This window comes from Salmonella bongori NCTC 12419, assembly GCF_000252995.1.
GTDB classification, from domain to species: Bacteria; Pseudomonadota; Gammaproteobacteria; order Enterobacterales; family Enterobacteriaceae; genus Salmonella; species Salmonella bongori.
On the sequence record NC_015761.1, the window covers coordinates 2,617,285 to 2,630,635 of the forward strand.

Annotated in this window: 13 protein-coding genes and 1 pseudogene; 5 read left to right on the forward strand and 9 right to left on the reverse strand. The window is 49.2% G+C overall.

Going from position 1 to position 13,351, the window contains the following annotated elements; genetic code table 11:
• Positions 1-49: 49 nt before the first annotated feature.
• Together tyrA and aroF are read right to left on the reverse strand one after the other, a co-directional pair.
• The gene (gene tyrA, locus SBG_RS12275) at positions 50-1,171 is read right to left on the reverse strand and encodes a bifunctional chorismate mutase/prephenate dehydrogenase (protein ID WP_000225195.1); all 1,122 of its coding nucleotides are present in this window, start codon (positions 1,169-1,171) and stop codon (positions 50-52) included.
• A gap of 9 nt (positions 1,172-1,180) precedes the next feature.
• Complete coding sequence (aroF, locus tag SBG_RS12280; protein WP_001168064.1) at positions 1,181-2,251, reverse strand: 3-deoxy-7-phosphoheptulonate synthase AroF; 1,071 nt, start codon at positions 2,249-2,251, stop codon at positions 1,181-1,183.
• 435 nt (positions 2,252-2,686) lie between these two features.
• Between aroF and SBG_RS12285 the strand changes: the two are divergent.
• From SBG_RS12285 to SBG_RS12295, 3 genes and pseudogenes are all read left to right on the forward strand, one after another.
• Positions 2,687-3,205: pseudogene (locus tag SBG_RS12285) on the forward strand (YfiR family protein).
• Positions 3,198-4,418 carry a diguanylate cyclase DgcN gene (gene dgcN / locus SBG_RS12290; protein ID WP_001031456.1) on the forward strand — a complete coding sequence of 407 codons (1,221 nt, stop codon included), beginning with the start codon at positions 3,198-3,200 and terminating at the stop codon, positions 4,416-4,418. The pseudogene SBG_RS12285 and the gene dgcN overlap by 8 nt, the downstream one beginning before the upstream one ends.
• Before the next feature lie 463 nt (positions 4,419-4,881).
• Positions 4,882-5,970, forward strand: coding sequence for a hypothetical protein (locus tag SBG_RS12295; protein WP_000714749.1), 1,089 nt, complete (start codon positions 4,882-4,884; stop codon positions 5,968-5,970).
• 131 nt (positions 5,971-6,101) lie between these two features.
• Here SBG_RS12295 and tnpA read toward each other — a convergent pair whose 3' ends face one another.
• The 6 genes from tnpA to ffh form a co-directional block, all read right to left on the reverse strand.
• Positions 6,102-6,560 (reverse strand): IS200/IS605-like element IS200F family transposase, encoded by a 459-nt coding sequence (gene tnpA / locus SBG_RS12300; RefSeq protein ID WP_000502115.1) that lies wholly within the window; start codon positions 6,558-6,560, stop codon positions 6,102-6,104.
• A gap of 212 nt (positions 6,561-6,772) precedes the next feature.
• Complete coding sequence (rplS, locus tag SBG_RS12305) at positions 6,773-7,120, reverse strand: 50S ribosomal protein L19 (RefSeq protein ID WP_000065256.1); 348 nt, start codon at positions 7,118-7,120, stop codon at positions 6,773-6,775.
• 41 nt (positions 7,121-7,161) lie between these two features.
• Positions 7,162-7,929, reverse strand: coding sequence for a tRNA (guanosine(37)-N1)-methyltransferase TrmD (trmD, locus tag SBG_RS12310; RefSeq protein WP_000469808.1), 768 nt, complete (start codon positions 7,927-7,929; stop codon positions 7,162-7,164).
• A 44-nt stretch (positions 7,930-7,973) separates the two neighbouring features.
• A complete protein-coding gene (gene rimM, locus SBG_RS12315; protein ID WP_000043339.1) occupies positions 7,974-8,522 on the reverse strand; it encodes a ribosome maturation factor RimM in 549 nt (182 codons plus the stop codon).
• 18 nt (positions 8,523-8,540) lie between these two features.
• A complete protein-coding gene (gene rpsP / locus SBG_RS12320) occupies positions 8,541-8,789 on the reverse strand; it encodes a 30S ribosomal protein S16 (RefSeq protein WP_000256452.1) in 249 nt (82 codons plus the stop codon).
• Positions 8,790-9,058: 269 nt separating this feature from the next.
• Complete coding sequence (ffh, locus tag SBG_RS12325; protein ID WP_000460058.1) at positions 9,059-10,420, reverse strand: signal recognition particle protein; 1,362 nt, start codon at positions 10,418-10,420, stop codon at positions 9,059-9,061.
• A 165-nt stretch (positions 10,421-10,585) separates the two neighbouring features.
• Here ffh and SBG_RS12330 point away from each other — a divergent pair, with 165 nt between their 5' ends.
• Positions 10,586-11,377: a cytochrome C assembly family protein gene (locus SBG_RS12330; RefSeq protein ID WP_015702975.1), complete on the forward strand. Its 792-nt coding sequence runs from the start codon at positions 10,586-10,588 to the stop codon at positions 11,375-11,377.
• Between the two features lie 19 nt (positions 11,378-11,396).
• Positions 11,397-12,683, forward strand: coding sequence for an HlyC/CorC family transporter (locus SBG_RS12335; RefSeq protein ID WP_138993401.1), 1,287 nt, complete (start codon positions 11,397-11,399; stop codon positions 12,681-12,683).
• 59 nt (positions 12,684-12,742) lie between these two features.
• Here the strand turns inward: SBG_RS12335 and grpE are convergent, their stop codons facing one another.
• Positions 12,743-13,336, reverse strand: a complete 594-nt coding sequence (gene grpE / locus SBG_RS12340) for a nucleotide exchange factor GrpE (protein WP_015702976.1) — start codon at positions 13,334-13,336, stop codon at positions 12,743-12,745.
• Between the last annotated feature and the right edge of the window lie 15 nt (positions 13,337-13,351).

The window sequence follows — 13,351 nt, forward strand, 5'->3', positions numbered from 1 at the left end:
TAAACAAAAAAAGCCAGCAGTGCTGGCTTTTAGTATATACAGCATTTTATTACTGTCGGCTGTCGTTAGCCTGGCGTAACAACACGCGGCTTTCATTGTGGAAGCGTTTAGCATAATCGCCAAACCAGTGTTCAACTTTGCGAAAACTGTCGATAAAAGCCTGCTTATCGCCCTGCTCCAGTAAGTCGATCGCATCGCCAAAACGTTTATAGTAACGCTTAATAAGCGCCAGATTACGCTCTGAGGACATTATAATGTCAGCATATAGTTGTGGATCCTGGGCAAACAGCCGCCCGACCATCGCCAGTTCCAGTCGATAAATGGGCGATGAGAGCGCCAGAAGCTGTTCAAGCTGAACGTTCTCCTCCGCCAGATGCAGCCCATAAGCGAAGGTGGCAAAATGGCGCAGCGCCTGTATAAACGCCATGTTCTGATCATGCTCAACGGCGCTAATCCGGTGTAACCGTGCCCCCCAAACCTGGATCTGCTCCAGGAACCACTGATAAGCCTCCGGTTGACGACCATCGCACCAGACTACGACCTGTTTCGCCAGGCTGCCGCTATCCGGGCCAAACATCGGATGCAAGCCCAGCACAGGGCCATCGTGAGCCGCCAGCATTGCCTGCAACGGGCCGCTTTTCACCGAGGCCAGATCGACCAAAATACAATCAGACGGCAGGCGCGGTAGTTGGGCAATAACCTGTTCGGTGACATGTATTGGCACGCTGACGATCACCATTCCAGCATCGGAGACGATATCTCCGGCGTGCGGCCAGTCCTGTTGTTCCAGAATACGCACCTGATAGCCCGACAGGGTGAGCATTTTTTCAAACAGTCTCCCCATCTGCCCACCGCCGCCCACAATGACGACGGGACGCAGAGAAGGACAAAGCGTTTTGAATCCCCTCTCATTTTCGCTGGAGTATGATTCACGCATTACCCGGCGCAAGACATCTTCAATGAGATCGGGCGGAACGCCGATCGCTTCCGCCTCTGCCCGACGCGAAGCCAGCATAGAGGCCTCACGCTCCGGTACGTAAATAGGCAGACCAAAGCGACTTTTCACCTCGCCGACTTCAGCAACCAGTTCCATGCGCTTAGCCAGTAAATTCAGCAGCGCTTTATCGACATCATCTATTTGATCGCGTAATGCGGTCAATTCTGCAACCATAACAACCTCTCATGCCACACGCACCGCCAGCTGGCCGCTTAAATCGTTATGAATCTCACGTAGTAGGGCATCCGTCATTTCCCAGCTAATACAAGCGTCAGTAACGGAGACGCCATATTTCATTTCACTGCGCGGTTGCTCAGAAGACTGATTACCCTCGTGAATGTTACTTTCAATCATTAAGCCGATGATTGAACGATTACCATCTTTAATCTGCGCAACCACAGATTCGGCAACGGCAGGCTGGCGGCGATAATCTTTATTGGAGTTACCATGACTGCAATCTACCATCAGAGAAGGACGTAGTCCTGCCTGTTCCATCTCTTTTTCACACTGAGCGACATCTGCCGGGCTATAATTTGGCGCCTTGCCGCCACGCAGAATTACGTGGCCATGCGGATTCCCCTGGGTTTGTAATAATGCCACTTGCCCGGCCTGGTTAATGCCAACAAAACGGTGGGGCTGAGCAGCGGCGCGCATAGCGTTAATCGCTGTCGCCAGACTGCCGTCCGTTCCGTTTTTAAAGCCGACCGGCATAGAAAGGCCGGACGCCATTTCGCGGTGGGTTTGCGATTCAGTTGTACGCGCGCCAATCGCTGACCAACTAAACAGATCGCCCAGATATTGTGGACTATTCGGATCCAGCGCTTCGGTCGCCAGCGGTAGCCCCATACTCACCAGTTCCACCAGTAACTGACGCGCTATCTTCAACCCGGTTTCAACATCAAATGAGCCATCCATGTGGGGATCGTTAATCAGCCCCTTCCAGCCAACCGTAGTCCGGGGTTTTTCAAAATAGACGCGCATGACCAGATAGAGGCTATCGCTGACCTCTGCGGCAAGGGCTTTAAATCGACGAGCATATTCCAGAGCGGTTTCAGGATCGTGAATAGAACAAGGACCACATACCACCAAAAGACGCGGATCACGCCCGGCAATAATGTCAGAAATGATTCCTCGGGACTGCGCTATCTGCGCTTCCTGCGCCAGGCTCAGCGGAAAGGCCGCTTTAAGCTGCTCCGGCGTCATTAATACCTGTTCATCGGTGATACGTACGTTATTCAGCGCGTCTTTTTGCATGATGGCGATCCTGTCTTTTCTCGTTTGCGATAGTTGATCCTCTGCGAGGATGTTTAAACCATACCACAAAAAGTAAAGATTTCAATCCACATTTCGTAATACAAACTTTACACGCACATTAAAATGCGATTTATGATACCAAAATCGTATCAAAAAGTTTACAACAGCAAAAAATCATTTGATTCCCTTATCAAGAAGAGCAATAAGGTAGGAATGGCTGCCATTTTTGATTATTTTTCCCACACCTGTACAATTTTCTTCCTGATATATGACAATTAATACCGTTATCACAAAAAATTAAGAGTAGAATTTCATTTTAGTTATTCATATTATCAATAAGGTGTAATGACGACAGGGCAAAATAATGTTATTTTGCTACAAACATATCATAGATGTATTTAATGCCTTACGACTGAAGATGGTGGGGACTTGTTAATGCGTTTTTCTCACCGGGTTCTCCTTCTGTTATTGCTATTATTAGCAGGCTTGCCTTTATATGCTCAACGCATCACAGCAGAGGAAAAATCCGTACGCGCCATCGTCTCCGGCATCGTTAGCTATACACACTGGCCAGAACTTTCAGGTCCACCGCGGTTATGCCTATTTTCTTCTTCGCGTTTTACCAGGGTACTTAGCGAGGACGTTGACTGGGTTTTTCCTTATCAACCTGTCGTCATCCGTACAACGCAAGAGGCATTGAGTGCCCGTTGTGATGGTTTTTACTTTGGAAATGAATCGCCATCTTATCAGGTGGAATGAATGAGCCATTATCCAGTTAAAGCCTTGTTATTAATTGCTGAGCAAAATATTAAATGTATTATCGGTAGCGCTTTTTGTCTGACCATTAACAATAATGAAGTCAGATTTTCCGTTAATCTGGACTCGCTTTCGCGTAGCGGCGTTAGGGTCAGTCCAGAAGTATTAATGCTTGCACGGAATCAAAAGCATGAATAAGGAACGTTCTCTATCCAGGCCAACATTTAAGCGCACATTACGGCGAATTAGTATAATCAGCGTATTGCTTACTATGACATTGATCTGGCTAGTCATTTGTATAGCGTCTGTTCTTACACTCAAACAGTATGCGCAAAAAAATCTCGATTTAACCGCCGCTACGATGACCCATAGCCTTGAAGCCGCTCTGGTATTTTCCGATAACGCGGCTGTAGCAGACACGCTGGCTACTTTGGGGCGACAAGGACAGTTTGCGGCAGCAGAAGTCCGCAACAAAAATGGCCACATCATTGCCTCATGGCGTTATAACGCGCAAGCTGCGGATGATAAATTCATTGGTTTAATTAGCCAGTGGCTTTTCCCCTTACCAGTGTCACAACCGATCTGGCACAACGGCAGGGCTATTGGCGAGGTACAGCTTGTCGCCCGTGATAGCCTTATTGGCCATTTTATCTGGCTATCTCTGGCCGTACTGACAGGGTGTATTCTTCTGGCATCCGCTATTGCCTTGCTTCTCACGCGCTATTTGCACAACGGCGTTGTGGATGCGCTGCAAAATATAACTGAAGTCGTACACGACGCTCGCATTAATCGGAATTTTTCACGTCGGGTGCCTGATGAACCTATCGAAGAGTTTCACCTGTTTGCCCAGGATTTCAATAGCCTTCTGGATGAGATGGAAGAATGGCAGCTACATCTCCAGGCCAAAAATGCGCAGCTGCTTCGTACCGCCCTGCACGATCCGCTGACGGGGCTCGCCAATCGAGCAGCGTTTCGCAACTGTATTAACGCGCTGATGAAGGATAGTTCTGCCCGTAGCAGTTCGGCATTGCTGTTTCTGGATGGGGATAACTTTAAATATATTAACGATACCTGGGGGCACCCGGCAGGCGATCGCGTACTTATGGATATTGCCAAAAGATTAGTAGAATTCGGTGGTAATCGTTATCAGACTTACCGACTCGGCGGCGATGAATTTGCCATGGTACTTTACGATGTACATTCAAAGTATGAAGTACAACGTATTTGCGCGGCGTTGTCACAAGAATTCAATCGTCCTTTTGAACTACATAACGGTAAGCAGGTAAAGATGACGCTCAGTATTGGCTTCGCCCTGGCATGGGAGCATACCTCTACTGAGAAGCTTCAGGAACTGGCCGATCGGAATATGTATCAGGCTAAACATCGGCGTACAAAACGTTTGTTAAAATAAACAATATTTTTAGCGTATTTTGTTTCACATTATTTCTCCTCTGTCAGATTACCAGACGCTGAGTGCGTCTATTCATTACGTCACCTGACCACTCAGGAACAGGATAAAAACGTTCTGTCACCAGACATTTCCCGGTGACGGGACAGGCGAAAAACCGTCGCGTAGCGATAGTTAGCAGTACAATTTTCCGCTTCCCTGACTAATGGCACGTTACCGTAGTCAAAAAAACGTCTAATTACTGCTTCTGTTATATTATTAAGAAAGTTATTTATTTTATTTTCAACTATCAAATATCACTGCGAATTTTACCATAGCCACTTTTCATGATTAAACCATTTTAACGTATCATTAAATATTGGTATAACTTCTCTATTTATAAATATAATTACTGTATGTTTAATATCCATCAACATTATATGAATTAACCTCAAAATGCCAACTGTGGCGCTAATTTGAGGAAATTATGAAAAAGTTTACAGGCCAACAACAGGAAAAGATTTTAGCATTGGTATGTGGCGATGTAAAAATACTTCCCCCTCTTGTCGTCGGAAAGCTGGTACGGGCTGCATTACGCGCATTACGATGCCAGGAGTCCTATGGTGTAAAAGCAGTACTGGAACCTGATCAGGACGAATTGCAATTACTGTTAGGTAAGAAAAACGCGTCATACTACCCACCCGGTGAACGGGCTAACTGGAAGCTGTCCGCCTTACTAAGCATCAATGCCTCTTATGGTGCGGTAAAAATTGTCGGCTCACACAGTTATAACCATCACCTTGGATTACCGCGTTCAACATCGACAATATTGCTTTACGATAAACTTAGTATGCGTCCTGTATCGATTATGGATGGTACAACGTTGTCTGCACAGCGTACTGGCGCTTACGCCTCTATTGTCATCGACCGTTTAATGCAGCATTGTGAAACATTTTCTGTTTTTCTTTTCGGCGCAGGCTGTGTCGCCAACGCTATTATTGAGGATCTCCTTGCCCATCATGCAGACCGAATAAATACAATATACGTACGTAGCCGTACGCAAAAAGGGGCTGAAACTTTAGCTGCACATTTTGTGGATCGGATAACTTTTCCCATTATTGCAGTAGAAAACCTGGATCATTTAAGTGATTGTATGCTCGTTATTACAGCCTCTAATGCGGAAGCTCCCCTCTTCGACGCCTCACAAATCAATAGCGCCTCGGTTATATTACATCTTGGTGGCAATGAAATTCCTGGCGAATGGGTGCGTTATATTCTGGAAAAAGGTACTGTCATATGTGACGACATCGCCTCCGTTTCACATCGAGGCTCTCAAAGCCTGGCTATCTTTTTTCAACAGACAGGACATTCACTGAAAAGCATGGCTGAGGTCTACCAGATAAAAAACCTGTGGCAAATTCTTGATGAAAGCACAGCTTACCCGCTTCCTGCTCTGGTGACGTGTGTAGGGCTACCCGTATTAGATTTGTATTTGGCCCAATATATATATGAAACAACCCCCTCCATTTCCAGCAAACCAGTCCCCTCCAATGGGGACTTCCTCTCATGTAAGTAAGCCACTATTTTCTTTAATGAGCAATAAATATCCTCCGGCATAGCCGGAGGTTTTTCTGATGCGCCTGTAAGGCTCTCTTACCAGCCGCGCCCTAACAGGCGCATACGATCTGACATTTGCATCAAACTTCGTTACTTACGGCCCGTAAACGGGCTACCCGGATAAGGGATCGATAACTGCTCTCCCATTTTATCCTCTTCAAGCTGGTGCTTTATGTATTCCTGTATCTTCGCTGTGTTCTTACCCACCGTATCAACGTAGTATCCGCGGCACCAGAACTCCCTGTTCCTGTATTTGAATTTCAAATCCCCAAACTGCTCATACAGCATCAGGCTGCTTTTACCCTTCAGATAGCCCATGAAGCCCGACACACTCATCTTCGGCGGGATCTCCAGAAGCATGTGGATATGATCTGCGCAACATTCTGCTTCCAGAATTCGTACGTTTTTCCATTCACACAATTTTCTTAATATGCTGCCTACTGCCCTACGCTTCTCTCCATAGAACGCTTGTCTTCGGTATTTGGGCGCGAAAACTATGTGATATTTACAGTTCCATCGGGTGTGCGCTAAGCTCTTTTCGTCCCCCATTGGGACCCCCTTTTGATTTCTTGTTGAACTTTTGCAGTTGCCAGGCCGCAAGATGTTTTAACAAATCAAAAGGGGTTTTAATAACTGGCTTAAAGCTGAAAGCTTTCCGGAACCCCCAGCCTAGCTGGGGGTTTTCCATAGACAAAAAAAGGGCTGGCGCAATGCCAGCCCCTTGTCTTTTACAAGCTTTCGGATGTTGCGAAAGCGCGTTCTTAGTTAAGACGCTCTTTAATACGAGCTGCTTTACCAGTACGCTCACGCAGGTAGTACAGTTTAGCTTTACGAACAGCACCACGACGTTTAACAGCAATGCTGTCAACTACCGGAGAGTGAGTCTGGAACACACGCTCAACGCCTTCGCCGTTGGAAATTTTACGAACAGTGAATGCAGAGTGCAGACCGCGGTTACGAATAGCGATAACCACGCCCTCGAATGCCTGCAGACGTTTCTTGGTACCTTCAACAACCCATACTTTCACTTCCACGGTATCGCCCGGACGGAAGGAAGGTACGTCCTGCTTCATCTGCTCTTGTTCAAGTTGCTTAATAATGTTGCTCATAATTTAATCTCTTATCCTGGGTAAACTGATATTCGGGGGTCTCAGACCAACCCATCATGTTTATGTTGCTGTCGCGCGTGTTCCGTTTTGAACTCCGCCAGCAACCTTGCTTGCTCTTCAGTCAGAGCCAGGTTTTCCAGAAGTTCAGGTCTTCTAAGCCAGGTTCGGCCCAGCGACTGTTTCAAACGCCAGCGACGTATCTCGGCATGGTTTCCCGACAGCAATACCGACGGTACCTCCATCCCTTCCAACACTTCAGGGCGCGTATAGTGCGGACAATCCAGCAACCCATCGGCAAACGAGTCTTCGATCGCTGATGCCTCATGCCCCAGAACCCCCGGAATAAACCGGGCAACGGAGTCAATCAGCGTCATTGCCGGGAGTTCGCCACCGCTAAGAACGTAATCGCCAATTGACCACTCTTCGTCAATCTCGGTCTGAATTACGCGCTCGTCTACGCCTTCATAGCGACCACACACCAGAATCAGCTTCTGATTGGTGGCCAGCTCGCTAACGCCAGCTTGATCAAGCTTGCGTCCCTGAGGTGACAGATAAATCACCTTTGCGCCTTCACCCGCCGCGCTTTTTGCTGCATGAATGGCATCCCGTAAGGGTTGTACCATCATTAACATCCCCGGTCCGCCGCCGTAAGGACGATCGTCCACGGTACGGTGCCTGTCATGCGTGAAGTCACGAGGACTCCAGCTTTGGATGTTCAGCAGGCCTTTTTTTACTGCCCGGCCAGTTACCCCGTAATCGGTAATTGCACGAAACATTTCTGGAAAAAGGCTAACGATACCTATAAACACAAGCCAATCCCCATCACGCCGTCATTTACCGCTTATCCGGTGGTTTAAAAACCAGGATCCCAATCTACTTCGATAGTACGAGTAGCGAGATCGACTTTCTTGATAACCTGCCCATCGAGGAACGGCACAAGACGTTCCTTGATACCAAACGCATCTTTCAGGTTCGCCTTAATGACGAGAACGTCATTCGATCCGGTTTCCATCATATCGATGACCTTACCAAGATCGTAGCCTTCTGTGGTCACTACCTGGCAGCCCATCAGGTCTTTCCAGTAATAGTCACCTTCTTCCAGCGCAGGCAACTGCGAAGAATCCACGACAATTTCGCAATTGGTCAGCAGATTCGCGGCATCTCGATCGTCAACGCCCTTGAGCTTGATGATCAGATCCTGATTGTGGTGCTTCCAGCTTTCCAGCTGTACTTGCTGCCACTGACCCGCCCTCTGGATAAACCAGGGCTGATAGTCAAAAATGCTTTCGGCGTCTTCAGTGGAGGAAAACACTCTGAGCCAACCACGGATACCGTATGAAGAACCCATTTTCCCCAGTACAACCGGTTCAGCAGGTACTTGTGCGGTGAGTTGCTTGCTCATCATGACCACCGTGACAGATTAAGCTGCTTTTTTTGCTTCTTTGATCAGCGCCGCAACGCGATCAGAAATGGTTGCGCCCTGGCCAACCCAGTGAGCGATGCGATCCAGATCCAGGCGAGTGCCTTCTTCTTTTTCGCTGGCGATCGGGTTGAAGAAACCAACGCGCTCAATGAAGCGACCGTTACGTGCATTACGGCTGTCGGTGACAACAACCTGGTAGAACGGACGCTTTTTAGCGCCGTGACGAGCTAAACGAATAGTTACCATAACATCCTCTTGTGTGAATAAAACAACCGGGCCCCATCGAGGAACGGAGCCCGGTGTCATATTAAAAGCCCGAAAATTTTACTGATTTCTGGGGAAAATGCAATCAGCATCTTGCTACTGAGCACGAAACAAGGGATAGAAGGCGTATATCGGTGCAGCCAGTTTAGTTCCGGCGTGCGCGCAGAAAGCGGAGCGTACACGCAGTACGTGAGCATTTCGAGCACACCCCGGGACTAAAATGGCAAACAAGATAGCCTTATACCCTTGTTTTAGCGGCCTGGAAAACCAGGCGGCATCATCCCCTTCATACTTCTCATCATCTTCGCCATCCCACCTTTCTTCATTTTCTTCATCATGCGCTGCATGTCATCGAACTGTTTCAGAAGGCGGTTTACGTCCTGCACCTGCATACCACAGCCCTGGGCGATACGACGCTTGCGAGAACCTTTGATAATTTCCGGCTTCGCGCGCTCTTTCAGCGTCATCGAGTTGATGATCGCTTCCATGCGCACCAGCACTTTATCGTCCATCTGCGATTTGACGTTGTCCGGAATCTGGCCCATGCCCGGCAGCTTGCCCATCAGGCTCGCCATGCCGCCCATATTTTTCATCTGTTTGAGCTGTTCGAGGAAGTCGTTCAGGTCGAAACCGTCCCCCTTCTTCAGTTTGGTCGCCAGTTTTTCAGCCTGCGCGCGATCAACTTTGCTTTCGATATCTTCGATAAGCGACAGCACGTCACCCATACCGAGAATACGCGAAGCGATACGATCGGGATGGAACGGCTCCAGCGCGTCAGTCTTCTCACCGACGCCAAGGAATTTGATCGGTTTGCCGGTAATATGACGAATAGAGAGCGCCGCACCACCACGGGCATCACCGTCAACTTTGGTCAGCACAACACCGGTTAACGGCAGCGCTTCGTTAAACGCCTTCGCAGTATTCGCCGCATCCTGGCCGGTCATGGCGTCGACCACAAACAGCGTTTCTACCGGGTTTATGGACGCATGAACCTGCTTAATTTCGTCCATCATTGCTTCGTCAACGTGCAGACGACCGGCAGTATCCACCAGCAGCACGTCGTAGAATTTGAGCTTCGCTTCTTTCAGAGCAGCGTTGACGATATCAACGGGTTTCTGGCCGACATCTGACGGGAAGAAATCGACGCCAACCTGCTCAGCCAACGTTTCAAGTTGTTTAATCGCCGCCGGGCGATACACGTCGGCAGAAACGACCAGCACTTTTTTCTTGTGCTTCTCGCGCAAAAACTTACCCAGTTTACCGACGCTGGTGGTTTTACCCGCCCCCTGCAACCCCGCCATTAACACCACGGCAGGCGGCTGCGCGGCCAGATTCAGAGTCTGATTCTCTTCGCCCATCGCCGCAACCAGTTCGCTACGGACAATCTTGACAAACTCCTGCCCTGGGGTCAGGCTCTTGTTAACTTCATGACCAACCGCTTTCTCTTTTACGCGATTGATAAACTCACGCACTACCGGCAGCGCAACGTCAGCCTCCAGCAGCGCCATGCGCACTTCGCGCAGCGTCTCTTTAACGTTGTCTTCAGTAAGGCGCCCACGGCCACTGATATTGCGCAGCGTGCGCGACAAACGATCGGTTAAATTATCAAACATTGTCTCTCGCCTGGGGTGGAAACGGTTGGTCGCCGCAGCGACACAGTTACAGAATTTCGCCACAGTATACCATGAAGCCGCCTTTGTTGTTATGCAACGGTTGGAGCGACGGTCACGTAACGCTATACTGCTTCTCTTTCTCACTGGTCAACTGTCGACACAACTATGCCCGTTTTTGCTTTACTTGCCCTTGTCGCCTACTCCTTCAGCCTCGCGCTGATCGTTCCCGGACTGTTGCAAAAAAACAGCGGCTGGCGGCGTATGGCTATCCTTTCTGCAGTTATCGCGCTGGTGTGCCACGCTGTCGCTCTGGAATCGCGTATTCTGCCCGGCGGCGACAGTGGACAAAACCTCAGCCTGCTGAACGTCGGTTCGTTGGTCAGCCTGATGATCTGCACGGTGATGACTATTGTCGCTTCACGTAACCGCGGCTGGCTACTTCTGCCTATCGTCTACGCCTTCGCGTTGATTAACCTGGCCTTCGCCACGTTTATGCCTAATGAATACATTACGCATCTGGAAGCGACGCCGGGCATGATGGTGCATATCGGGCTGTCGCTTTTCTCTTACGCGACGCTGATAATCGCCGCTCTGTATGCGCTGCAACTAGCGTGGATCGACTATCAATTGAAAAATAAAAAGCTGGCATTCAGTAATGAGATGCCGCCATTGATGAGCATCGAGCGTAAAATGTTCCATATTACGCAGATTGGCGTCGTACTGCTGACCCTTACCCTGTGTACCGGTCTGTTTTACATGCATAATCTGTTCAGCATGGAAAATATCGATAAAGCAGTGCTCTCTATCGTGGCATGGTTTGTCTATATTGTTCTGCTGTGGGGACATTATCACGAGGGCTGGCGCGGACGTCGGGTCGTGTGGTTTAACGTCGCGGGCGCGGGTATTCTGACGCTGGCCTACTTTGGTAGCCGCATACTGCAACAATTATTAAGTTAAGCTTTGAAAGGAGTTTCCCCTGGAACACATCTCCACCACCACGCTGATTATCACCCTAATCATCATGGTGGTCATCTCGGCCTATTTTTCCGGCTCCGAAACCGGAATGATGACATTAAACCGTTACCGGTTACGCCATATGGCGAAGCAAGGTAACCGCTCGGCAAAGCGAGTAGAAAAACTGCTACGTAAGCCTGACCGACTGATAAGCCTGGTACTCATCGGCAACAATCTGGTCAACATTCTTGCCTCAGCGCTCGGCACGATTGTGGGTATGCGGCTATACGGCGACGCTGGCGTGGCGATCGCTACCGGCGTACTGACTTTCGTCGTACTGGTATTCGCCGAAGTCCTGCCCAAAACTATCGCTGCGCTCTATCCAGAAAAAGTGGCCTATCCCAGCAGTTTCCTGCTTGCCCCGTTGCAGATACTGATGATGCCGCTGGTCTGGCTGCTTAATACTATTACCCGTCTGTTAATGCGTCTGATGGGAATTAAGGCGGACATTGTGGTCAGCGGATCGCTAAGCAAAGAGGAGTTACGCACTATCGTGCATGAATCCCGTTCGCAAATTTCCCGCCGCAATCAGGATATGTTGCTGTCAGTGCTGGATCTGGAAAAGGTCAGCGTGGATGACATTATGGTGCCGCGTAATGAAATTATTGGGATTGATATTAATGATGACTGGAAGTCTATCGAGAGACAGCTTACCCACTCGCCGCACGGGCGCATTGTGCTCTATCGCGACTCGCTGGACGACGCCATCAGTATGCTGCGCGTGCGTGAAGCCTGGCGGTTAATGGCCGAAAAAAAAGAGTTCACCAAAGAAATGATGCTGCGTGCAGCCGATGAAATCTACTACGTCCCGGAAGGGACGCCGCTCAGTACACAGCTAATTAAATTCCAGCGCAATAAAAAGAAAGTCGGGCTGGTCGTTAACGAATATGGCGATATCCAGGGGTTGGTCACCGTCGAAGATATTCTCGAAGAGATCGTCGGCGACTTTACCACATCAATGTCGCCAACTCTGGCTGAAGAGGTTACGCCGCAAAACGACGGCTCGGTTATCATTGACGGCACCGCTAACGTTCGGGAAATTAACAAAGCCTTTAACTGGCATCTGCCAGAAGATGACGCCAGAACGGTTAACGGCGTCATTCTGGAAGCACTGGAAGAGATTCCGATTGCAGGAACTCGCGTGCGCATTGACCAGTACGATATCGATATTCTTGACGTCCAGGAAAATATGATTAAGCAGGTGAAGGTGATACCGGTAAAACCGTTGCGGGAAAGCGTAGCGGAATAAATATATTGAGATAGTAGGCCGGGTAAGGCGTCATCCGCCGCCCGGCCTACCAGAAGCAATTAACCTTTCGCTTTCGCGACCGTCACCATCGCCGCGCGAATAGTACGACCGTTCAGCGTATAGCCTTTCTGCATAATACCCAGCACATTGCCTGCCGGAACCTCTTCCGATTCCACCATCGCAATCGCCTGATGCACGTTGGGGTCCAGCGGCACGTTGGTTTCAGCAATCACTTCAACGCCGAACTTACGCACCACATCCAGCATGGATTTGAGCGTCAGCTCAATACCTTCGACCATGGCCGCCATATCCGGATTAGCTTTGTCTGCGACTTCCAGCGCGCGATCCAGGCTATCAATCACCGGCAGCAATTCGTTAACGAACTTCTCCAGCGCAAATTTATGCGCTTTTTCGATATCCTGTTCGGTACGACGGCGCAGGTTTTCCATTTCCGCTTTGATACGCAACACGGCGTCGCGCTCGCGAGTCTGGGCTTCGGCAAGCTGAACTTCCAGATTCGCAATTTTTTCATCGCGCGGATCCACCTGCTCAGCAGAATCGTTTGGTTCAACTGCCTCAACCTCTTCGTGCTGATCCATGATAATTTCTTCCGGGGCTTGCCCCTCAGGCGTTTTCTGTTCTTTACTACTCATGAATTTCTCCGCGTT

Excerpts from the sequence above, each read along its gene's own strand:
- rpsP (WP_000256452.1), bottom strand. The coding sequence starts at position 8,789 with ATGGTAACTATTCGTTTAGCTCGTCACGGCGCTAAAAAGCGTCCGTTC.
- tnpA (WP_000502115.1), bottom strand. The coding sequence starts at position 6,560 with ATGGGGGACGAAAAGAGCTTAGCGCACACCCGATGGAACTGTAAATAT.
- rimM (WP_000043339.1), bottom strand. The coding sequence starts at position 8,522 with ATGAGCAAGCAACTCACCGCACAAGTACCTGCTGAACCGGTTGTACTG.
- grpE (WP_015702976.1), bottom strand. The coding sequence starts at position 13,336 with ATGAGTAGTAAAGAACAGAAAACGCCTGAGGGGCAAGCCCCGGAAGAA.
- SBG_RS12330 (WP_015702975.1), top strand. The coding sequence starts at position 10,586 with ATGCCCGTTTTTGCTTTACTTGCCCTTGTCGCCTACTCCTTCAGCCTC.
- rplS (WP_000065256.1), bottom strand. The coding sequence starts at position 7,120 with ATGAGCAACATTATTAAGCAACTTGAACAAGAGCAGATGAAGCAGGAC.
- tyrA (WP_000225195.1), bottom strand. The coding sequence starts at position 1,171 with ATGGTTGCAGAATTGACCGCATTACGCGATCAAATAGATGATGTCGAT.
- SBG_RS12295 (WP_000714749.1), top strand. The coding sequence starts at position 4,882 with ATGAAAAAGTTTACAGGCCAACAACAGGAAAAGATTTTAGCATTGGTA.
- dgcN (WP_001031456.1), top strand. The coding sequence starts at position 3,198 with ATGAATAAGGAACGTTCTCTATCCAGGCCAACATTTAAGCGCACATTA.
- aroF (WP_001168064.1), bottom strand. The coding sequence starts at position 2,251 with ATGCAAAAAGACGCGCTGAATAACGTACGTATCACCGATGAACAGGTA.
- ffh (WP_000460058.1), bottom strand. The coding sequence starts at position 10,420 with ATGTTTGATAATTTAACCGATCGTTTGTCGCGCACGCTGCGCAATATC.